This window comes from Sinomonas atrocyanea, from assembly GCF_030812675.1.
In the GTDB taxonomy this organism is placed as follows: domain Bacteria; phylum Actinomycetota; class Actinomycetes; order Actinomycetales; family Micrococcaceae; genus Sinomonas; species Sinomonas atrocyanea_B.
In genome coordinates this window covers 168462-188562 of record NZ_JAUSTE010000001.1, presented here as the reverse complement: position 1 = coordinate 188562, position 20101 = coordinate 168462, and the positions used below count along the sequence as shown (strand labels likewise).

19 protein-coding genes and 1 pseudogene are annotated in these 20101 nt (G+C 73.1%); 15 read left to right on the top strand and 5 right to left on the bottom strand.

The window, feature by feature from the left end:
• Window positions 1-71 precede the first annotated feature (71 nt).
• Entirely contained in the window at window positions 72-767 is a 696-nt protein-coding gene (gene nucS, locus J2W20_RS00870) for an endonuclease NucS (RefSeq protein ID WP_307003761.1), read from the bottom strand.
• Between the two features lie 130 nt (window positions 768-897).
• On the opposite strand from nucS, the gene J2W20_RS00865 reads away from it, so the two are divergent.
• Entirely contained in the window at window positions 898-1242 is a 345-nt protein-coding gene (locus tag J2W20_RS00865; protein ID WP_307003758.1) for an ATP/GTP-binding protein, read from the top strand.
• Between the two features lie 23 nt (window positions 1243-1265).
• Window positions 1266-2054 (top strand): alpha/beta hydrolase, encoded by a 789-nt coding sequence (locus J2W20_RS00860; RefSeq protein ID WP_307003756.1) that lies wholly within the window; start codon window positions 1266-1268, stop codon window positions 2052-2054.
• 26 nt (window positions 2055-2080) lie between these two features.
• Here J2W20_RS00860 and J2W20_RS00855 read toward each other — a convergent pair whose 3' ends face one another.
• Window positions 2081-3397 carry an AI-2E family transporter gene (locus J2W20_RS00855; RefSeq protein ID WP_373457939.1) on the bottom strand — a complete coding sequence of 439 codons (1317 nt, stop codon included), beginning with the start codon at window positions 3395-3397 and terminating at the stop codon, window positions 2081-2083.
• Window positions 3398-3579: 182 nt separating this feature from the next.
• On the opposite strand from J2W20_RS00855, the gene J2W20_RS00850 reads away from it, so the two are divergent.
• From J2W20_RS00850 to J2W20_RS00810, 9 genes and pseudogenes are all read left to right on the top strand, one after another.
• Complete coding sequence (locus tag J2W20_RS00850) at window positions 3580-5361, top strand: hypothetical protein (RefSeq protein WP_307003755.1); 1782 nt, start codon at window positions 3580-3582, stop codon at window positions 5359-5361.
• Between the two features lie 95 nt (window positions 5362-5456).
• Complete coding sequence (locus J2W20_RS00845; RefSeq protein WP_307003753.1) at window positions 5457-6440, top strand: co-chaperone YbbN; 984 nt, start codon at window positions 5457-5459, stop codon at window positions 6438-6440.
• A gap of 184 nt (window positions 6441-6624) precedes the next feature.
• A pseudogene (locus J2W20_RS00840) lies at window positions 6625-7397 on the top strand (ABC transporter ATP-binding protein).
• The gene (locus J2W20_RS00835) at window positions 7382-8980 is read left to right on the top strand and encodes a transporter (RefSeq protein ID WP_307003751.1); all 1599 of its coding nucleotides are present in this window, start codon (window positions 7382-7384) and stop codon (window positions 8978-8980) included. Before J2W20_RS00840 ends, J2W20_RS00835 begins: the two are co-directional and overlap by 16 nt.
• Before the next feature lie 51 nt (window positions 8981-9031).
• Window positions 9032-9844 (top strand): glucosamine-6-phosphate deaminase, encoded by an 813-nt coding sequence (nagB, locus tag J2W20_RS00830; protein WP_307003749.1) that lies wholly within the window; start codon window positions 9032-9034, stop codon window positions 9842-9844.
• Window positions 9845-9853: 9 nt separating this feature from the next.
• Window positions 9854-10156, top strand: a complete 303-nt coding sequence (locus J2W20_RS00825; protein ID WP_307003748.1) for a DUF3039 domain-containing protein — start codon at window positions 9854-9856, stop codon at window positions 10154-10156.
• 4 nt (window positions 10157-10160) lie between these two features.
• Entirely contained in the window at window positions 10161-11624 is a 1464-nt protein-coding gene (locus J2W20_RS00820; protein WP_307003746.1) for an MFS transporter, read from the top strand.
• The gene (locus J2W20_RS00815) at window positions 11621-13453 is read left to right on the top strand and encodes a DEAD/DEAH box helicase (RefSeq protein ID WP_307003744.1); all 1833 of its coding nucleotides are present in this window, start codon (window positions 11621-11623) and stop codon (window positions 13451-13453) included. Before J2W20_RS00820 ends, J2W20_RS00815 begins: the two co-directional genes overlap by 4 nt.
• 149 nt (window positions 13454-13602) lie before the next feature.
• Window positions 13603-14193: an isochorismatase family protein gene (locus J2W20_RS00810; protein ID WP_307003742.1), complete on the top strand. Its 591-nt coding sequence runs from the start codon at window positions 13603-13605 to the stop codon at window positions 14191-14193.
• 46 nt (window positions 14194-14239) lie between these two features.
• Here J2W20_RS00810 and J2W20_RS00805 read toward each other — a convergent pair whose 3' ends face one another.
• Together J2W20_RS00805 and J2W20_RS00800 are read right to left on the bottom strand one after the other, a co-directional pair.
• Window positions 14240-14854 carry a hypothetical protein gene (locus tag J2W20_RS00805; protein WP_307003741.1) on the bottom strand — a complete coding sequence of 205 codons (615 nt, stop codon included), beginning with the start codon at window positions 14852-14854 and terminating at the stop codon, window positions 14240-14242.
• Window positions 14855-15133: 279 nt separating this feature from the next.
• The gene (locus J2W20_RS00800) at window positions 15134-16423 is read right to left on the bottom strand and encodes a nicotinate phosphoribosyltransferase (RefSeq protein WP_307004691.1); all 1290 of its coding nucleotides are present in this window, start codon (window positions 16421-16423) and stop codon (window positions 15134-15136) included.
• 122 nt (window positions 16424-16545) lie between these two features.
• Here J2W20_RS00800 and clpS point away from each other — a divergent pair, with 122 nt between their 5' ends.
• From clpS to J2W20_RS00780, 4 genes are read left to right on the top strand one after another with little or no spacing between them, the layout of a single operon-like run.
• Window positions 16546-16863 carry an ATP-dependent Clp protease adapter ClpS gene (gene clpS, locus J2W20_RS00795; protein ID WP_307003739.1) on the top strand — a complete coding sequence of 106 codons (318 nt, stop codon included), beginning with the start codon at window positions 16546-16548 and terminating at the stop codon, window positions 16861-16863.
• The gene (locus J2W20_RS00790) at window positions 16856-17437 is read left to right on the top strand and encodes a DUF2017 domain-containing protein (protein WP_307003737.1); all 582 of its coding nucleotides are present in this window, start codon (window positions 16856-16858) and stop codon (window positions 17435-17437) included. The genes clpS and J2W20_RS00790 overlap by 8 nt, the downstream gene beginning before the upstream one ends.
• Window positions 17430-18416 carry a glutamate racemase gene (gene murI / locus J2W20_RS00785; protein ID WP_307003736.1) on the top strand — a complete coding sequence of 329 codons (987 nt, stop codon included), beginning with the start codon at window positions 17430-17432 and terminating at the stop codon, window positions 18414-18416. The genes J2W20_RS00790 and murI overlap by 8 nt, the downstream gene beginning before the upstream one ends.
• Window positions 18413-19210, top strand: coding sequence for an MBL fold metallo-hydrolase (locus J2W20_RS00780; RefSeq protein WP_307003734.1), 798 nt, complete (start codon window positions 18413-18415; stop codon window positions 19208-19210). The genes murI and J2W20_RS00780 overlap by 4 nt, the downstream gene beginning before the upstream one ends.
• 26 nt (window positions 19211-19236) lie before the next feature.
• Here the strand turns inward: J2W20_RS00780 and J2W20_RS00775 are convergent, their stop codons facing one another.
• Complete coding sequence (locus tag J2W20_RS00775) at window positions 19237-20091, bottom strand: aldo/keto reductase (RefSeq protein WP_307003733.1); 855 nt, start codon at window positions 20089-20091, stop codon at window positions 19237-19239.
• Window positions 20092-20101: the final 10 nt, after the last annotated feature.

Sequence of the window (20101 nt, the reverse complement as noted above, 5' to 3'; positions counted from 1 at the left end):
CCGGTGCGGCGCGCCCGCCCCGGCGCGGCCGCGCCGGGGCGCCCGGGGGCCGGCGCTCGGCGCGGCGGGGCTCAGAACAGGCGCGACTCGACGTCGTCCACGCCGCGCATCGCGTCGTAGTCGAGCGTCACGCAGTCGATCCCGCGGTCGGCCGCCAGGACCCTCGCCTGCGGCTTGATCTGCTGCGCGGCGAAGATGCCCCGCACCGGCGCGAGCAGCGGGTCGCGGTTGAGGAGCTCGAGGTAGCGCGTGAGCTGCTCGACGCCGTCGATGTCGCCGCGGCGCTTGAGCTCGACGGCGACCGTGGCGCCCGTCGCGTCGCGGGCGAGGATGTCGACCGGGCCGATCGCGGTGAAGTACTCGCGGCGGATCAGGCTGTAGCCCGGCCCGAGGGTCTCGATCTGCTCCGCGAGCAGCCGCTGGAGGTCCGACTCGACGCCGTCCTTGATGAGGCCGGGGTCCACGCCGAGCTCGTGCGAGGAGTCGTGCAGGACCTCGTGGACGTTGACGATCAGCCGGTCGTCCGTCTTGGCCGACTGCACGGCCCACTGCTCGAGGACGCCCTCCTCGAGCTCGGCGTCGGCCGGGGAGAGGACACGCAGCGTGGCCGGCGGGCTCATCCAGTTCAGCGGCTTGTACGACCCACCGTCCGAGTGGACGAGCACCGAGCCGTCGGCCTTGACGACGAGGAGACGGGTCGCGAGGGGCAGGTGGGCCTTCAGGCGGCCCACGTAGTCGACGGAGCACCGGGCAATGACGAGTCGCACCCGAGCACTCTACCGTGGCGGCCGCGGCCGCCCGGGCGCGGGCGTGGGGAGGCCCCAGGGCGGCGGGAGGAGAGGGCCGGCGGCGCCCGACGGAGCGGGGGCGCGGCACGGGGCACGGCAGAATGGAGCCATGCCGCGCTCGAACCGTCCCCGACGCCGCCCTGCCGCCCCCCGCAGCGACAGGGACGCCGCGGAGGCGCGCGAGGGCCGGGACGACTTCAATCCCGAACGCGTCCTCGCCGGCTTCGCCCGCCTCGAATCGGCCCCGGACGGCGACTGGCGGGTCCGGCAGGTGACCACGCGCAGCGCGGCGAAGGTGTACACGTGCCCCGGCTGCTCGCGCAGCATCCCGCCGGGGACGGCCCATCTGGTGGTGTGGGCAGACGACCACCTCTTCGGCGAGGAGGCCGGCATCGCCGAACGCCGTCACTGGCACACGCACTGCTGGCGCACCCGCACGTACCGCTACCGGTAGGCCCCTTCGATACTGTGGGGGCCATGAGCTTCGACCCCTCCTCGTACGTGTTCACGGCGCCCGACGGCCCCGCGGCCATCCGCGCCAACACGGTCCTGCCCGCCCGCCGCGAGAATATCGAGCTGCGCACCGAGGACGGGCTCACGCTCGTCGGCGAGCTGGCCCTGCCGCAGGACACAGAGCCGGTGGCGACGCTCGTCACGCTCCACCCGCTCCCCACCCACGGGGGCTTCATGGACTCGCACGTCTACCGGAAGGCGTCCTTCCGGCTCCCCGCGCTCGCCGGCATCGCCGTCCTGAGGTTCAACACCCGCGGGACCTCGAGCCCGCGCGGGACCAGCGGCGGCCGGTTTGAGGAGGGCATCGGCGAGCGGGCCGACGTCGAGGCCGCCGTGCGCTTCGCGGCCGACCGCGGGCTCCCGCGCCGATGGCTCGTGGGCTGGTCCTTCGGCACCGAGCTCGCGCTCAAGTACGGGGCGGTCGCCCCGGTCGTGGACCAGATCGAGGGCGCAGTCCTGCTCTCGCCGCCGCTGCACCGCGCGGGCGACGCCGACCTCGACGCGTGGGCGGCGTGCGGCAAGCCGATGACGGTGCTCGTCCCGGAGTTCGACGACTACCTGCGCCCCGTGGAGGCGGCCCAGCGGTTCGCACGCGTGCCCCAGGCGCGGGTGGTCGGCGTCGAGGGCGCCAAGCACCTCTGGGTGGGGGAGAAGTTCGTGCAGCGGGTCCTCGGCGAGGTGGTCGACGACGTGCTCGGCGCCTCCGGCGAGCTTCCCGCCGTGTGGGAGGGGCCGACGGCGACGGCCCCCTAGGCCGGGCGGCGCGCCGGACGCTCGGGCTAGTGCTGGTCCTGCCGCGTGATGAAGACCTCCCGCATGAGCAGCATCACCGAGGCCGCGGTGGGGATCGCGATGAGGGCCCCGAGCACGCCGAGGAGGCTGCCGCCGGCGATCACCGAGATCACCGCGACCGGGCCGGGGACCGCCACGGCGCGCTGCATGATGCGCGGGGAGATGAAGTACGCCTCGAACTGGAGGTAGGCGAAGTACGCGGCGGCCATGATGACCGCCGTCTGCCAGCCGGACGTGAGCGCGACGAGGGAGATGATCGTCCCGGCGACGACCCCGCCCACGAGCGGGATGAATGCCAGGAAGCCGACCATGAAGGCCAGCAGCGCGGCGAAGGGCACGTTGAGGACGGTCATGACGATGAAGGCGAAGGCGGCGTTCAGGGCGGCGACGCAGACCTGCCCGATCACGTAGTTGCCCACCGACCGGGTGATCTCCTCGCTGAGCGCCTGCACCCGCACCCGGCGGGAGCGGGGCGCGAGCCGGTAGGCCCACTGCTTCATCGCCGGCATGGCCGAGAGGAAGTACAGGCTGAGCACGACGACGATGAGCACCCCGAACAGAGAGTTCGCCACGGTCGTCCCGAAGCCCAGGACCCCGCCGAACAGGTTCGTGACGGCGGTCGAGTCCTGGCCGAACTTCTGCAGTTCCTCGGTCACCCGGGTCTTGATGCCGAACTGCTCGTCGATGCTCTTGTAGAAGTCCGAGGCCAGGAAGTCGTTGATCCACGTGGGCACGTTGTTCACGAGCTGCGTGATCTGGTCGACCATCGCGGGGATGAGCGTGCCGAAGAACGCGCCCAGCACGGCCAGGAGCACGAGGATCGTCGCGGCGATCCCGAGCGCCCGCGGGACGCGGTGCGACTCGAGCCACCGCACCACGGGGTCGAGCCCGAGGGAGATGAACAGGGCCGCGAGGATCCACAGCAGCAGCTGGGTGGTGTGCGCCGCGATGTAGTACAGCGCGAGCGCGATCCCCACGCCGACCGTCGCCATGAAGCCCATGTAGACGGGGTTCCGGGTCGAGACCCGCGGGCCCGGCTCGCCGAGGCCCCGGTCCCTCGACAGGGGCGCGAGGGGGCTGCCCTCCTCCGCCTCCGCCAGGGGCGGCATCTCGAACCGCACCCGCGGCTGGGCGCCCGGGAGGGGAGTCCGCAGGCGCTGGGCCACGCTGCGCATGAAGTCCCTGCCGCCATGGTGCTCGGCCGCGTCCCCGCCACCGATCACCGGATGCTTCACCGGGGGGTTCGTCCCCGCAGCGGAGGGAGACTCCGGCTCGACTGGTTCGGGCTGGTGGTTCTCTCCCACGCCTCTGCCTTCTTCTAGGGTCCGGACGGGCCGGAGGACGACCGGCGCCGAGGGTTCGGCTGCGGTGGGCTGCAGCCCCCCGGGCCCACTGCGCAAACCCTACCAGCCGGCCCGATCTGACCCGATGGTCACGATTTGGTTACCATGGACAGGTTCCCTTCCCCCGACGTGAGGTATTTCCTGTGCGATTGAAGACCGCAGCCGCGCTCCTGCTGCTCGGCCTTGTAGCCCTCGTGGCCGGCATCGGCCAGCTCACCTGGTGGGCGCCCGCCGACCAGGTGACCGCGACGGTCCCAGCCGGCACCCCGGCCTCCCCACTGACCGTGATCGATGCGAAGCTCAAGGACCTCCGAGGGGGAGAGGCGACGCTGACCGTACACGGCAACGGCAACTTCGTGCTGGCCGCCGCGCGGCCGGACGACATGGCCGCCTGGGTCGGCAAGGCGGCGCACACGACGATCGACGGCGCCTCCGACGACGGCAAGGTCCTCAAGGCCACCCACACCGACGGCGAGGCCACCTCGCCGAACCCTGCCGGCGCCGACCTGTTCGCCACGACCCAGAACGCGAACGGCACCCTCGACTACCACTGGGACCTCCCGGACTCCGGCGACTGGCAGCTCCTCCTGGCGAGCGACGGCAAGGCCCCGGCGCCCCAGGATGTGACGATCACGTGGCCGAGCCACGCGACCATGCCGTGGGCCGTCCCGCTCATCGTCATCGGCGCCCTCCTCATCCTCGCGGCCGCGGCCCTGGTGCTGCTGCCGCGGCTGCGGGGCGGCCCCCGCCGCCCGGGCCCCGGCGCGGGCGGGCCGGACGCGGAGGGCGGCGACCGGCGTCGTGCGCCCGCGGACGGCGGGCCCGCGACGACCGCGATCCCCCCGGTGCCCGGCCAGGCGCCCGGCGCCGCCCCGGGCGCCGCACCCGGCACGGCTCCCGGCACCGCGCAGCGCACCGCGGCGTCGGCCGCACGCCGTCGCCCGCGGGCTGCCCGCACCTCGGCGGCCCTCGCCGCCCTGCTCGGCCTGGGCGGGCTTGCCGCAGTCCCGGCCCAGGCTGCGACCGCGCCCGCCCCCAGCCCGGCCGAGGCCGGGACCCGCGTGGTGGTCGAGGACCAGCTCACGCGCATCCTCGACCAGACCGCGAACGCGGTCCAGGCCGGCGACGACGCCAAGGACGCCGGCAAGCTCGGCGCCCGGGTCGACGGCTCAGCGCTGCTCGCCCGCCAGCAGAACTACAAGGTGCGCGCGGCCGTCTCCAGCGCCCCGGCGATCGCCCCGGTGCGCTCGTCCAAGCTGCTCACCACCGTGGTGACCACCCAGAGGTCCTGGCCGCGCACCGTCATCGCGGTCACCCAGGGCCAGGGCAACACCACCCCGCAGCTCCTGACGCTGCGCCAGGCGTCCGCCCGTGAGAACTACAAGCTCATCGAGGCCGCGCCGCTCCTGCCGGGCGCGACCTTCCCCGGCACCCCCAAGTCCGGCGCCGAGCAGCTCTCGCTGGACGACAAGGCGGGACTCGCGGTGAGCCCCAAGGACGCGATCGCGGGCATCGCGGACCGGCTCTCCAACGCCAACAGCGCCTGGAAGGGCAGGATCCCGGACAACGCCTACATCAAGGACACCTTCGGCTACCAGGCCGACATCGCCAAGGCCGCGGACGCGACGTTCACCTTCAAGCACACGCCCGTGGGCAACGAGGCCGCCGCCTTCCGCGCGGCCGACGGCGGCGCGATCGTGATCGCCCCCCTCGACTTCACGGTCGAGGGCACGCCGAAGGCCTCCGGCGACAAGGTCACGCTGCAGGACGACGCCGCGGCACTCGCCGGCGGCAAGGAGGCCACGAAGAAGGCGACCCTCACGTTCCGCGAGTCGGTCATGCTCTACCTCCCCAAGGACGGAGGCCCGCAGCAGGTGACCCTGATCGGGGCGACCCGGAACCTCTCCGGAGCCAGCGTGAGCTGACGCCGGACGTCCAGCGCCGAACCGGCCGGGGCGGGGCAGCACCCATTCGGTGCGGCCCCGCCCTCGCCGTTCCGGCGCTTCGCTAAGCTGGACCCATGAGCGTTCCCGGTTCCCGCCAGCCCCAGCCGCAGCTGAACTTCCGCGGCGCCGTCGACCTCTCGGCCCTCAAGGCGCGCGCGACGGCGGCCCCGCCCGCCTCCGCCTCCCACCCGGCGCCGGCCCCCTCGGGGGAGCCGTCGGCCCCGGCCGCGCCGGCTCCCGGTGTGCAGGGGTGGATCGAGCTGGACGAGCGGACGTTCGGCGAGGTCGTCCAGCGCTCGGCGACCGTGCCCGTCGTCGTGCTCCTGTGGGCCTCCTATTCGCCCGAGTCCCAGCGGCTGCGCGACGAGCTCGGCACCATCGTCTCCTCGTACTCCGGGCGGCTGCTCTATTCCGCGGCGGACGTCGAGGCCTTCCCACAGCTCGCCCAGGCGTTCCAGGCCCAGGCCGTCCCGACCGCCGTCGCGATCCTCAAGGGCCAGCCCATCCCGCTGTTCCAGGGCGCGGCCTCCGAGCCGCAGGTGCGCCAGCTCCTCGACGAGCTGCTGCGTGTCGCCGCGGCCAACGGCGTCACCGGAACCGCGGACGGCATCCCCGCGGCCGAGGCGGAGCCGGAGCTGCCGCCGCTGCACCAGGAGGCCTTCGACGCGATCGACCGGGGCGACTTCGCCGCTGCCGAGGCCGCGTACCGCAAGGCGCTCGCCGAGCAGCCCGCGGACCGCGAGGCCAAGGCGGGCCTGGCCCAGGTCCAGCTCATGGCCAGAGTGGCGGACGTGGACCAGCCGGCGGCAGACGCCGCCCGGGCCGCCGCCGCGGCATCGCCAGACGACCTCGCCGCCCAGCTCCAGGTCGCGGACCTCGACGTGGCCGGCGGCCATGTGGACGATGCCTTCTCGCGCCTCGTGGGCTTCATCTCCCGCACGGGCGGCGAGGACCGTGAGGCCGCGCGCGTCCGGCTGCTCGAGCTCTTCGAGGTGATCGGTGCCGCCGATCCGCGGGTGGCCGCGGCGCGGCAGCAGCTCGCCCGCGCGCTCTTCTGAGCCTGTTGCTTTGCGCCTGTTCCCCTGAGCGTGTTACGCCGCTGGGGACCGAGCTCTCCTGGAGCTGATCCTCTTCCGAAGCCATCCACTTCTGGAGCCAGTGCGCGGGGTCATCCTCAAGGCTGAGCCGATCCTCATCCTCGGGGCTCATCCCCAGCGTGACCGGCCTTGCTAGCGTGGTGGCATGGAAGCTCCCAGCCCGGCCGCGCCCGCCGCGCTCTCCCTCCGGGGCCTCGTGAAGACCTTCGGCGGCAAGCCAGCCGTCAACGGGATCAGCCTCGACGTGCCCGCCGGCTCGTTCTACGGCCTGGTCGGGCCGAACGGGGCGGGGAAGACGACCACGCTCTCCATGGCCACGGGACTGCTCCGGCCGGACGTCGGCACGGCCGCCGTGCTGGGCGTGGACGTCTGGGCCGACCCGCTCGGCGCGAAGCGCCTGCTCGGGGTGCTCCCGGACGGCGTGCGGCTCTTCGACCGGCTCAGCGGGGAGCAGCTGCTGACCTACGCGGGGCTCCTGCGGGGCATGGACCGAGCCACCGTTGCCGGGCGAGCCCGCGACCTGCTCGAGGCCTTCGACCTCGCCGATGCCGCCCGCACGCTCGTGGTGGACTACTCGGCCGGCATGACCAAGAAGATCGCCCTCGCCGCGGCCCTCGTCCACGCGCCGAGAGTCCTCGTGCTGGACGAGCCCTTCGAGTCGGTGGACCCCATCTCTGCCTCCGGGATCCGCACCATCCTGGCCGACTTCGTGAGCTCGGGCGGCACCGTCGTCGTCTCGAGCCACGTCATGGACCTCGTGCAGCGCATGTGCGACCACGTCGCCGTCGTGGCCCAGGGCCGGATCCTCGCAGCCGGGACCGTGGACGAGGTCCGCGCGGGGGCCTCCCTCGAGGACCGGTTCGTCCAGCTCGTGGGCGGACCCGGGCGGACGGGGGACTGTCGTGGTTGCACACCTGATCCGGCTCAAGCTGACCCTGCTGCGCAACGGCCTCCGACGCAGCCCCTGGCAGCTGGTGGGCGTGATCGTCGGCGCCCTGTACGGGCTCTGGATCCTCGCGCTCGCGCTCGTGGGGCTCGTGGCCCTCAGGGCGGTCCCGACCGCCTTGGCTGAGACCGTGCTGGTGCTCGCCGGCTCCCTGCTCGTGGTGGGCTGGGCGCTGACCCCCATCCTGCTCTCGGGAATCGACCTCACGCTGGACCCGGCCCGGTTCGCTCTGTACCCCATCCCGCTGCGGCAGCTCCTCGTCGGGCAGGCCGCCGCCGGGCTCATCGGCGTGCCGGGCGTGTGCACCGCGCTCGCGCTCGCCGGGACGATCGTGACGTGGGCCCGCGGCGGCCTCGTCGTCGCGGTGGCCGTACTGGGGGCGCTGCTCGCGCTCGCGCTGTGCGTGGTGGCCAGCCGCCTCGTGGCGAGCGTCGCGGCGGAGCTGGCGTCCTCGCGCCGGTTCCGCGATGTGAGCCGCATCCTCTTCATCGTGCCGATCATGTTCCTCGGCCCCGGCATCTCGCTGCTCGCGCGCGGCATCGGCGAGGGCGGCAGCACCGCCGTCGCCCGGGCCGCTGCCGTACTCGGCTGGACCCCGCTCGGCTCGGCCTTCTCGGCGCCGGCCGCCGCGGCCGAGGGCCGGCTGGGGGAGGCGGCCGCGAAGCTGCTGATCACCGCCGCAGCGCTCCTCCTCGCGGCCTGGGGGTGGTCCTGGGCGCTCGCACGCGCCCTCGAGAACCCCGGAAGCCGCGCCTCCGGGCGCGCGCCGGCACCGCGCCGCGGCCTCGGGGCCTTCGGCTGGATGCCCGCGTCGCCGGCGGGCGCCGTCGCGGCCCGCGCGCTCACCTACTGGATCCGCGACCCGAGGTACACGACCGGGCTCATCGTGGTGCCGCTGCTGCCCGTGGTGCTCTACGTCGCCTCCGTGGCCGGCCGGCACAGCTCCGGCTCGGTGCTCGAGGGGCCGTTCCCGCTCGCCGGGCCCATTTCCGCCTTCGTCCTGGCCTGGTCCATCTCCGCCGACGTCTCCTACGACTCGACAGCCTTCTCGATGCACCTGGCCGCGGGGGTGCGCGGCTGGGCCGACCGGCTCGGGCGCGCCGGGGCGCTGCTGCTGTTCGCCCTCCCGGCCGTGGCGCTCATCAGCGCGGTCCCCTTCGCCCTGGCGCGGGACTGGGGCCTCTTCCCCGCGCTCCTCGGGCTCGCGCTCGGGGTGCTGCTCAGCGGCGTCGGACTGTCCTCCGTGGTCTCGGCGCGGTACACGGTGGCCGTGCCGCTGCCCGGGGAGAGCCCGTTCAAGAAGCCCGCCGGCAACAGCGCCCAGACCTTCCTCGTCCAGTTCGGCGGCATCGCCGCACTCGGGGTCCTCGCGGCACCCGAGGTCATCCTCACGGTGCTCGCGGCGGCGACCGGCGCCGCGGGCTTCGCCTGGGCGGCCCTCGGCGCGGGCGTGCTGCTCGGCGGCGCGCTGCTCGCCGCAGGGGTGGTCCTCGGCGGCCGCCTCATGGACGCCCGCGGGCCCGAGCTGTACGCGAGCCTCGTCCGGGTGCGGTGATCGGCGGCGCACCGCCGGATGCAACGCCAGCGAGCGACGGGAGAGCCCACCATGGAAGTCGTCATCGTCAAGGACGCACGCGAGGCCGGCAGGACGGCGGCGTCCGCCGTCGCGGCCCTGCTGCGGCGCCGGCCCGAGGCCGTGCTCGGCCTCGCGACCGGGTCCTCGCCCCTGCCCGTCTACGACGAGCTCGCCCGCCTCCACGCCCAGGAGGGGCTCGACTTCTCCCGCGCGCGGGCCTTCGCGCTCGACGAGTACGTAGGCCTGCCGGCGGACCACCCCGAGTCCTACCGTTCCGTGATCCGCCGCGACTTCGCCGGCCGGGTCAACATCGACCCCGCGCGCGTCCACAGCCCCGACGGGGCCGCGGCCGACCTCGAGGCCTCGTGCGCCGGCTACGAGCAGGCCATCGTCGATGCCGGGGGAGTGGACCTCCAGATCCTCGGCATCGGAACCGACGGCCACATCGGCTTCAACGAGCCGGGGTCCTCGCTGGCCTCCCGAACGCGCATCAAGACCCTCACCGAGCAGACCCGACGCGACAACGCGCGGTTCTTCTCCTCCCACGACGAGGTGCCGCACCATGTGGTGACCCAGGGCGTCGGGACCATCATGGCCGCCCGCCACGTGGTGCTCGTGGCGACCGGTGCCCTCAAGGCCGAGGCCGTGCACGGGCTCGTGGAGGGGCCGGTCACCGCGATGTGCGTGGCGTCCGTCCTGCAGTTCCACCCGCACACCACGGTGGTCGTGGACGAGGCCGCCGCCTCCGCGCTGGACCTCGCCGACTACTACCGCCACATCTACGACAACAAGCCCTCGTGGCAGGGGGGCTGTGACTGGGGCGGCCCTGCCCGCCGGGGCTAGCATGGACCCATGAGCACCATGCCCCCGGACCCGTTCGCCGACGACCCCCGCGACCCCGGCCTCGGCGGCTCCACCGCCACGATCGAGCGCGAGGAGCTGCGCGAGGAGCTCGAGCCGGGCGACCGCGAGCGCTTCTCCCACTACGTGCGCAAGGAGAAGATCATGGAGTCCGCCCTCACCGGCGAGCCCGTGATCGCCCTGTGCGGCAAGGTCTGGACGCCCGGCCGGGACCCCAAGAAGTTCCCCGTGTGCCCCACGTGCAAGGAGATCTACGAGGGCCTGCGCCCGAGCAACGACGACAACCAGCCATGATCCCGTGACGGCGCCTGTGGGGGAGGGGCCCCACGGGCCTGACGCGTCCTCGCCGCGCCCGCGGGGGCTCCTGTCCGCCGCGTACCGGGGCCTCGTGGTGGGCCTCCTGGCGATCGTCACGTGCAGCGCCTTCGAGGCGATGGCCGTGACGACCGCAATGCCCGTGGTCGCCGCCGACCTCGGCGGGCAGCGGGCCTACGGCCTCGCCTTCTCCCTCTTCCTCACCGCGTCCCTGGCCGCCACCGCCGCCGCGGGCCCGTGGTGCGACCGGGCCGGCCCGCGGCCCTCGCTCCTGGTCGGGCTCGTCCTCATGACCGGCGGCCTCCTGCTGGCTGGCGGGGCGTGGGACTTCGGCGTCTTCACGCTCGGGCGCATGGTCTCCGGCGCGGGCACCGGCTTCATGATCGTCCCGCTCTACGTGATCATCGGGCAGGCGCTGCCCTCGGCCCTCCAGCCCGTCCTGTTCAGCTGGTTCTCCGCTGCCTGGGTCCTCCCGTCCCTCGTGGGGCCCTACATCTCCGGACTGCTCGCCCAGCATGCGAGCTGGCGGTGGGTGTTCTTCGGCGTCGCCCCCATCGTCATCGTGGCCGTCGTGCTCGTCTGGCCGCGCGTCCGCGGGCTCGGGGCGCCGGAGGAGACCTCCCTCGCAGCGGGCGAGGGACGACGCCGCGCCCTCCTGGGCGTGGTCCTCGCCGCGGGCGTCGCGGCGGCCCAGTGGGCCGCCCAGTCCTGGACCGACCCCGGCGCGAGGGCCACCGTCCCGCCGGCGCTGCTCGCCGCCGTCGTGCTCTGCGGGGTGGCCGCGGTCGCAGCGGCGGCGCCCCGGCTCATGCCGCGCGGGGTGGCCCGCGTGGCCAGGGGACTGCCCGCCGTCATGGTGGTGCGCGGCCTCCTGACGCTCGCGTTCTTCGGCGCCGAGGCGTTCATCCCCCTCATGCTGGTCGACGCCTACGGGCTCGAGCCCTCGGTCGCCGGGCTCGCGCTCACCGGCGGGGCGCTCGGCTGGACGGTCGGCTCGTTCGTGCAGGCGCGCGGCTGGCTCGGCAAGCCGACCTTCCTCGTGCTCGGCTCCGTGGTCCTGACCGTGGGGCTCGGCTCGATCGCGGGCGTGGTCGCCGCCACCGCCGCGCCGTGGCTCCTGGCCGTCGCCTGGTTCCTCGCGGGGTGCGGGATGGGGCTCGCCACGACCACGACCTCCGTGCTCGTCCTCGACCTGAGCGAGGCCGCGGACCGGGGGCGCAATTCGGCCTCGCTGCAGATGGCCGATATGCTCGGTGGAGTGATGGGAACCGCCGGAGCTGGAACGCTGTACTCGCTGCTGCTGACGCCGGAGGCCGTTCCCGGGCCCGGCGTCTTCGCCCTCCTGGCCGCCGCCCTGACCCTCTCCGCGTTCCTGTCGGCCTTCGCCGGCGCGAGATCCGCCGTGCCCTCGGCCGTGGCGTCGGCGGCCGACGAGGACCTCGCGTGAGGGAAACGCTCTTCGGTGGACCGTCGTCGTCGAACGCCGGATCCTCCGCGGCCGACGGCGGCGCCCCGCTCCCGCAGGCCTCTCCCGCGGCGCTTCCCCCCGCCTACCCCGAGCGCGCAGCCTGGGGCACCGCTCCCAAGCTGCGTGCCTGGCAGCAGGACGCGCTCGAGAAGTACCTCGAGCGCGCGCCCAAGGACTACCTCGCGGTCGCGACGCCCGGCGCCGGCAAGACGACGTTCGCGCTGCGTGTCGCCTCGACGCTGATCGAGCGCGGTCAGATCAACCGGGTGACGATCGTCGCCCCCACCGACCACCTCAAGCGCCAGTGGGCGGACGCCGCGGCCCGCGTCGGGATCGCCATCGACCCCAACTTCAAGAATGCCGACGGCCAGCACGGGCGCGGATTCATGGGCGTCGCCGTCACCTACGCCCAGGTCGCGAGCAAGCCGCTCCTGCACCGGGCCAAGACGGAGGCGGCGCGCACCCTGGTGATCCTCGACGAGATCCACCACGGCGGCGAATCCCTCTCGTGGGGCGACGGACTGCGCGAGGCGTTCGACCCCGCCGTGCGGCGCCTGGCGCTGACCGGCACGCCCTTCCGGTCCGACACCTCGCCCATCCCCTTCGTCGAGTACGCCGAGGACAAGGACGGCATCCGCCGTTCGAAGGCGGACTACACGTACGGCTACGGGCAGGCCCTGCGCGACCACGTGGTGCGGCCGGTCATCTTCATGGCGTACTCGGGCCAGATGCGCTGGCGCACGAGCGCCGGCGAGGAGATGGCGGCCTCCCTCGGCGAGGCCGCCGTCACGAAGGACGTCACCGCCCAGGCGTGGCGGACCGCGCTGAACCCGCAGGGGGAGTGGATCCCCGCCGTCCTCGCCGGCGCGGACCGCCGCCTCACCGAGGTGCGGCGCACGGTGCCCGACGCCGGCGGCCTGGTCATCGCGACCGACCACGAGGACGCCCGCGCCTACGCCGGGCTCCTGAAGAAGATCACGGGCGAGTCGCCGTCGGTCATCCTCTCGGACGACGCCAAGGCCTCGGGGAAGATCGAGGAGTTCTCCGCCGGGGCGCAGCGCTGGATGGTGGCCGTGCGCATGGTGTCCGAGGGCGTGGACGTCCCGCGCCTCGCGGTCGGCGTGTACGCGACCTCCACCTCGACCCCGCTCTTCTTCGCCCAGGCCGTGGGCCGTTTCGTCCGCGCGCGGCGGCGGGGGGAGACGGCGTCGGTCTTCCTCCCCTCCGTGCCCCAGCTCATGGCGCTCGCCAACTCGATGGAGGCCGAGCGGGACCACGCCCTCGACCGCCCCTCGAGCGGCGAGGACGGGCTCATGGACCTCGAGGAGTCCCTCATGGACGAGGCCAACCGCGAGGAGAAGGCCTCCGACACCCTCGTCAAGGGCAAGTACGAGGCGCTCGAGTCCCAGGCCGCGTTCGACCGCGTCCTCTTCGACGGCGGCGAGTTCGGGATGGGCGGCGACGTCGGCTCCGACGACGAGCTCGACTTCCTCGGCATCCCCGGCCTGCTCGACGCCGACCAGGTCGCCACCCTGCTGCGGCAGCGGCAGCAGGAGCAGGTGTCCCGGCGGGGCTCCAGGCCCACGTCCTCTCCCGCCGGCGTGCCGGACCACCGCCGGCTCATGGACCTGCGCAACGAGCTGGCCAAGAACGTCTCGGCGTGGAGCGCACGGACGGGCACCCCGCACGGCGTGGTGCACAACAAGCTGCGCGAGCTGTGCGGCGGGCCAGCCGTGGCCCAGGCGGACGAGGCGCAGCTCAAGGCGAGGCTCTCCAAGCTGGCCGACTGGTTCGTGGGCCGCGCCTGACCCCGGGCCCCCAGGCCCAGCCCGAGGCCGCCCTCTGGTCTGGAAGTCACCTCCTGCGGGTCATCTCCTGCGGGTCACCTCCTGCGGGTCACGTTCTGGGAGTCACCTCCTGTGGGTCTCCGGCGGTGGTGAAGGGTCACAATAGTGCCATGGGCACCTCCCGCGCACTCGTGATCGTCGACGTCCAGAACGACTTCTGTGAAGGAGGATCCCTCGCGGTGGACGGCGGAGCGGCCGTCGCCGCACGGATCACCTCGTTCCTCGCCGAGCACGCGTCGGATTACGACGCCGTGGTCACCACCCAGGACTGGCACGTCGATCCGGGGCACCACTTCTCCGACCACCCGGACTTCGTCGACTCGTGGCCCCCGCACTGTGTGGCGGGTAGCCGCGGAGCCGAGTTCCACCCGGACCTCGACATTGCAGGTGCCGACGCGATGTTCCGGAAGGGGCAGTACGCCGCCGCCTACTCCGGCTTCGAGGGACACCTCGCCCAGTACGGCGACGCAGCCGGAGATTCGGATGACTCGGCGACCCTCGACGAATGGCTGCGCGACCACGGCATCGCTGCAGTCGACGTTGCCGGGATCGCCACGGACTACTGTGTAAGGGCCACGGCGCTCGACGCCGCGCGGTCCGGATATGCGACCCGGGTGCTCACCGGCTTGTGTGCCGGAATCGCCGAGGACCTCGCTCCCACGTACGAGGAGCTCGAGGCCTCCGGCATCGCCCTGGCCTGACCTCACCCCCTGCTGCGGCCACCTTCTGGGAGCCACCTTCTGGAGGTCACCTCCTGCGGGTTCCTGTGGATAACTTTGGCAGCTCCGAGGGAGCCTGCAGCAGACTGAACGCGTGAGCATACGCGAGGACCTGCCAGCCGATTTTCGGGATCGGGCCTTCACCTACCATGATGCCCTCGCTGCGGGCGTCAGCCTGAGCAGGCTGCGCGCGCAGGACCTTGAGCGCTGGAGCCGCGGCATCTACGCAGAGGCTGGGCGACCTTCGACGCTCGGGGAACGCGCCGGGATCCTTCTCGCGGTCACTCCCGACGCGTGGATCTCGCACCGGACAGCGGCGGCGCTCCAAGGGATGTTCCTGCCACCGTGGGTCGCTGACCACGCGCTGATCCACGTGAGCAAGCCCGCACACCTGCCCCGGGTCAGGCGCGTCGGCGTGGCAGGTCACCACACGCGGGTGCAGCCGGGTGAGCTGCATCACGTCGGCGGCATACTCATGACCACACCGGCGCGGACCTGGCTGGACCTCGCCGTCGAGCTCGGGGAGGAGTTCCGGATCGCGCTCGGCGACCAGCTCATCCGTCGTCCCCGCCCAGAGCTCGAGGGCGGCCGCGACCAGCCCATGACGACTGTGGCCGAACTGCGGGAAATGCTGGACTCCCACGTGTGGATGAAGGGTGTCGGTCTGGCGCGGTCGGCGCTCGAGCACATCCGCATCGGGGCCGATTCGGTCCCCGAGTCGCTGCTCCGCCAGGCCATCATCGCGGAGGGACTGCCTGAGCCGGAGCTTCAGATCTCACTCCGGCCGCTCGACCCGTATTCGCCATCCGGCGATATGGGCTACACGCACCTCAGACTGGTCATCCAATACGAAGGCGCACACCACAACGACGAGGCGCAGCGGCTTCGTGACGCGCTGCGTCAGGATCTGACTCCCCACGGGTCAGGACTCCTCGTACACCGTCGGGATCGCCGCCTCGCCGCGGTGCATGCGCTGAACCGACGAGGGCAGCTCGGCGAGGGAGGCCGCGTGCCGCTCGCGGGCACGGGACACGCCCTCGGGCCCCGTCCAGCCTGGCTTGAGCTCGCCCCCGGCGATGAAGTGCTCGAGCAGCGGCCGGTCGTTGCCGTCGTCGTGCGGCCGGTGCCCCACGCCGATGATCTCCTGCGTCGCCCGGCCCCGGTCATCGAGCCGCCGGAGGGCGTACTTGCGGCCGCCGACGCTGGCCTTGTTCTTCGAGGCCTTGGCGACCGAGACCTCGTGCCCCGCCTCGTCGGTATGGCTCACGAGCTTGTACACCATGGACGCGGTCGGCGCCCCGGACCCGGTGACGAGCGAGGTCCCCACGCCGTAGGCATCCACGGGCGCGGACTGGAGCGCCGCGATCGCATACTCGTCCAGGTCCGAGGTGACCATGATCCGGGTGTTGACGTTGCCCAGTTCGTCGAGCAGCCGGCGGACCGAGTGCGCCTGCTCGATCAGGTCTCCCGAGTCGAGGCGCACGGCCCCGAGCCTCTCGCCGGCGATCTCGACCGCCGTGCGCACGGCCCGCTCGACGTCGTACGTGTCCACCAGCAGTGAGGTACCCGGCCCCATGGAGGCGATCTGGGCCTCGAACGCGTCGCGCTCGGTGTCATGCAGGAGGGTGAACGAGTGGGCCGCGGTGCCCACGGTCGGGATGCCGTAGCGGAGCCCGGCCTCGAGGTTGGACGTACTCGCGAATCCGGCGATCACGGCTGCCCGGGCGGCGGCGACGGCGGACTCCTCGTGCGTGCGCCGCGAGCCCATCTCGATGCAGGGGCGGCCGCCGGCCGCCGTCGTCATCCGCGAGGCCGCGGAGGCGATCGCGGAGTCATGGTTGAGCACCGAGAGGACGTAGGTCTCGAGGATGCAGGCCTCGGCGAATGTGGACTCGACGATGAGGATCGGGGAGTTGGGGAAGTACGCCTCGCCCTCGGCGTAGCCGTAGACGTCGCCGGAGAATCGGTAGCCGGCGAGGTAGTCGAGCGTCTGGCTGTTGACCACGTTCGCGCGCTCGAGGAAGCCGAGTTCCTCGTCCGTGAAGCGGAAGGCCGTGATGCCCTCGAGCAGGCGCCCGGTGCCGCCCACGACGCCGTACCGCCTCCCGTCCGGGAGACGGCGGGCGAACGCCTCGAAGACGCAGCGCCGGTGGGCGGCCCCGGAGTGGAGGGAGGCCTGGAGCATCGTGAGCTCGTAGTGGTCCGTGAACAGGGACGTGCGGGGCGGGGCCCAGGGACTCGGATCGGTCACGGTGCCACTCTATAGGGCAGGCTCCGGCAGTCCCGGCCGCGGCGGCGGCCGGGGCGTCGGAAGGCCTGCCTAGAATGGAGCGCATGAGCATCAGCGTCGCCACCGAGCCCTCCCAGGAGGTCGCCGGGCAGATCGAGGCGCGGGAGGATGCCGCACGGCTGACCCCGTGGAACCTCGTGGTCTGGAACGATCCGGTCAACCTCATGAGCTACGTCAGCTACGTGTTCCAGTCCTACTTCGGCTACTCCGAGGCCAAGGCCGACGCCCTCATGCTGCAGGTCCACACCGAGGGGCGCTCGATCGTGAGCCACGGCTCGAAGGAGGCGGTCGAGCAGCATGCCGTCGCGATGCACACCTACGGCCTGTGGGCCACGGTGGAGAGGTCCGGCGAGCATGGCTGAGCCGTTCACCTACGGACGCCGGGGCATCACCGGCCGGCTCGAGGAGCCGGAGCGTGAGCTCCTGCGCGGGCTCTTCGACGACGTCATCGGCATGCTCGATACCGGCGCCGGCGACCAGGACCCCCTCGAGGCCCTCGTGGGGCTGTCCCCCCACGCCGCCGAGCCGGAGGATCCCGCGCTCGCCCGGCTGCTGCCCAACGCCTTCAAGGACGACCCCGAGGCGGCGCTCGACTTCCGGCGCCTGACGGAGCGGTCCCTGCGCGAGGGCAAGGCCGGCGCCCTCCGCGCGGCCTCCCTCTCCCTCGAGTCCCGCCACCTCGTGCTCGACGACGCCGCCGCGCAGCACTGGTCGACGGCGCTCAACGATGTCCGCCTTGTCCTCGCCTCGCGTCTTGGGATCCGCAGCGAGGAGGACGCCGAGAAGGTCCACGCGATCACGGACTGGTCGGCGGCCGAGGACGTCGAGGCGTACCTTGCTCTCGTGTACAACTTCGTGACATGGCTCCAGACGACCCTCGTGGAGGCGATGCTCGACGCCCGCCGGGTGCGCTCCCAGGGGAGCGGCCATGAGTGAGCCGGAATCCCCGGCCGAGCACGGCCCCCTGGGCGAGCTGCCGCGCTCGGAGCGCCCCATCGGCATCTTCGACTCCGGCGTGGGCGGCCTCACCGTGGCCCGCGCCGTCATCGACCAGCTGCCCCAGGAGTCGATCGTGTACGTGGGCGACACCGCTCACGGCCCCTACGGGCCGCTGCCGATCGCGGAGGTCCGGGCGTTCGCCCTCGGGGTCATGGACGAGCTCGTCGACTCCGGCGTCAAGGCGCTGACCATCGCCTGCAACTCGGCGACCGCGGCGGTGCTGCGGGACGCGCGCGAGCGCTACACGGCGCGGTACGGGATCCCCGTCATCGAGGTGATCCAGCCGGCGGTGCGCGCCGCCGTGACCGCCACCCGGAACGGCCGGGTCGGCGTGATCGGCACGAGCGCCACGGTGGGCTCGCGTGCCTACGAGGACACGTTCGCCGCGGCCCCTGACCTGCAGATCACCTCTGCGGCGTGCCCGGACTTCGTCCCGTTCGTCGAGGCGGGCGTCACCACCGGGCCCGAGCTCCTCGAGGCAGCCGAGGGCTACCTCGCCCCGCTCAAGGCCGCCGGCGTCGACACGCTCGTGCTCGGCTGCACCCACTACCCGCTCCTGACCGGAGTCATCTCCTACGTCATGGGGGAGGGTGTGACGCTCGTCTCGAGCGCGGAGGAGACGGCCAAGGACGTCTACCGGGCGCTCATGCGGCACGGACTCGCGCGCACCGGCAGCACCCCGCCCGTGCACCGCTTCGTGGCCACCGGGGACCCCGTGCAGTTCGAGGCCCTCGCGCGCCGGTTCCTCGGGCCCGAGGTCCAGGGCGTGGAGCACGCGGACCACGTGGCCGCCCGCTACCCGACGGCGAGCCTGGCCACCATCACCCCGGCGATGCTCGAGGAGGCGCGGGCGCGCGGCGGGTCGGCCCGGATCTCCCACTTCGCCCGCCGCGACGCGGGCAGGATGGCACCGTGAAGCTCACCATCGTCGGCTGCTCGGGCTCGTTCCCCGGTCCGAGTTCGCCCGCCTCGTGCTATCTCGTCACGGCCAACGACGGCGAGCGGGACTGGCGGATCCTGCTCGACCTCGGCTCCGGCGCGCTCGGCGTGCTCCAGCGCTACCTCGACCTCAGCGACGTCGACGGCGTCCTCCTGAGCCACCTCCACCCAGACCACTGCATGGACCTCACCGGCCTGCACGTGGCCGTCCACTGGGACCCGAACGGCTGGGCGGCCGGCCGGATCCCGGTGTGGGGGCCCGCAGCGACGAAGAAGCGCATCACGACCGCGATCGACATGCAGCCGGAGATGGACCTCGACGAGGACTTCGAGTTCCACGACTGGGCCGCGGGGGAGCCGGTCGACTTCGGCCCCTTCCGCTTCACCGCGTTCCCGGCACGGCACCCCATCGACGAGGCGTACTCGCTGCGCATCGAGTGCACCGAGCCCGGCGGCGCAGGCGATGCCGAGCGGCGCGTCCTGACCTACTCGGGCGACACCGACGCGTGCGCCGGGCTCGTCGAGGCGGCGCGGGAGTGCGACCTCTTCCTCTGCGAGGCGGCCTACCACGAGGGCCGCGACGACGCGATCGACGGCGTCCACCTCACCGGCCTGCGCGCTGGGCAGGCCGCGCACGACGCCGACGCGAAGCGCCTGCTGCTGACCCACCTTCCGGTGTGGAACGACGCGAACCGCTCCGTGGCCGAAGCGCAGAAGGCGTACGGGGGCCCGATCGCCGTTGCGGTCGCGGGGGTCCACTACACCGTCTGAGCCCGGAGGGGTACCCGGACCCGGCGCTAGAGCATCTCCAGCGGGACGGGCCCGCGCGGGGGCGGGAACGCGGCGTCGAGCTCGGCGAGGTCCGTCTCGTCGAGCACCACCTCGAGGGCAGCCCGGTTGGAGAGCACGTGCTCGGCGGTGCCCGCCTTCGGGATCGCGATGACGCCCGGGACCCGCAGCACCCATGCGAGCGCGACGGCCGCCTCGTCGACGCCGTGCTTGCCCGCCACGGCGGCGAGGGCCGGATGGCCGAGCAGCCGGGCCTGCTCGATGGGGGAGTACGCCATGACCGGCACGCCCTCGCGCCGCAGCCGCGGCAGGAGGTCCGCCTCGATCCCGCGCCGGCCGAGGTTGTACAGGACCTGGTCGGTCTGGACGCCGGACGGGCCCGCTGCGCCGGGGAGGGCCGCGAGCTCGTCGAGGTCGTCCGGGTCGAGGTTGCTCACGCCCCACGCGAGGATCTTGCCGTCCTCCTGGAGCCGCTGGAGCGCCCCGATGCTCTCGGCCAGCGGAGCGCTCCCCCGCCAGTGGTAGAGGTAGAGGTCGAGCCGGTCGGTCCCGAGCCGGCGGAGGCTGCCCTCGAGCGCGGCGGCCGTGCCGCGGGCCGTCGCGTTCCACGGCAGCACCTTGCTCACGAGGAACACCTCGTCGCGCCGGCCGGCGATGGCCTCCCCGACGAGCTCCTCGGCCCGCCCGTCGCCGTACATCTCGGCCGTGTCGATGAGGCTCAGGCCCGCGTCGAGGCCAGAACGGAGGGCGCGGACCTCCTCGGCCCGGGCCGACGGGGAGCCCCCGAGGTACCACGTCCCCTGGCCGAGCACGGGGACTTCGGTTCCGTTGGGCAGGGCGAGGGTGGGGACTTCGGCGACCATGCGGCGAGTC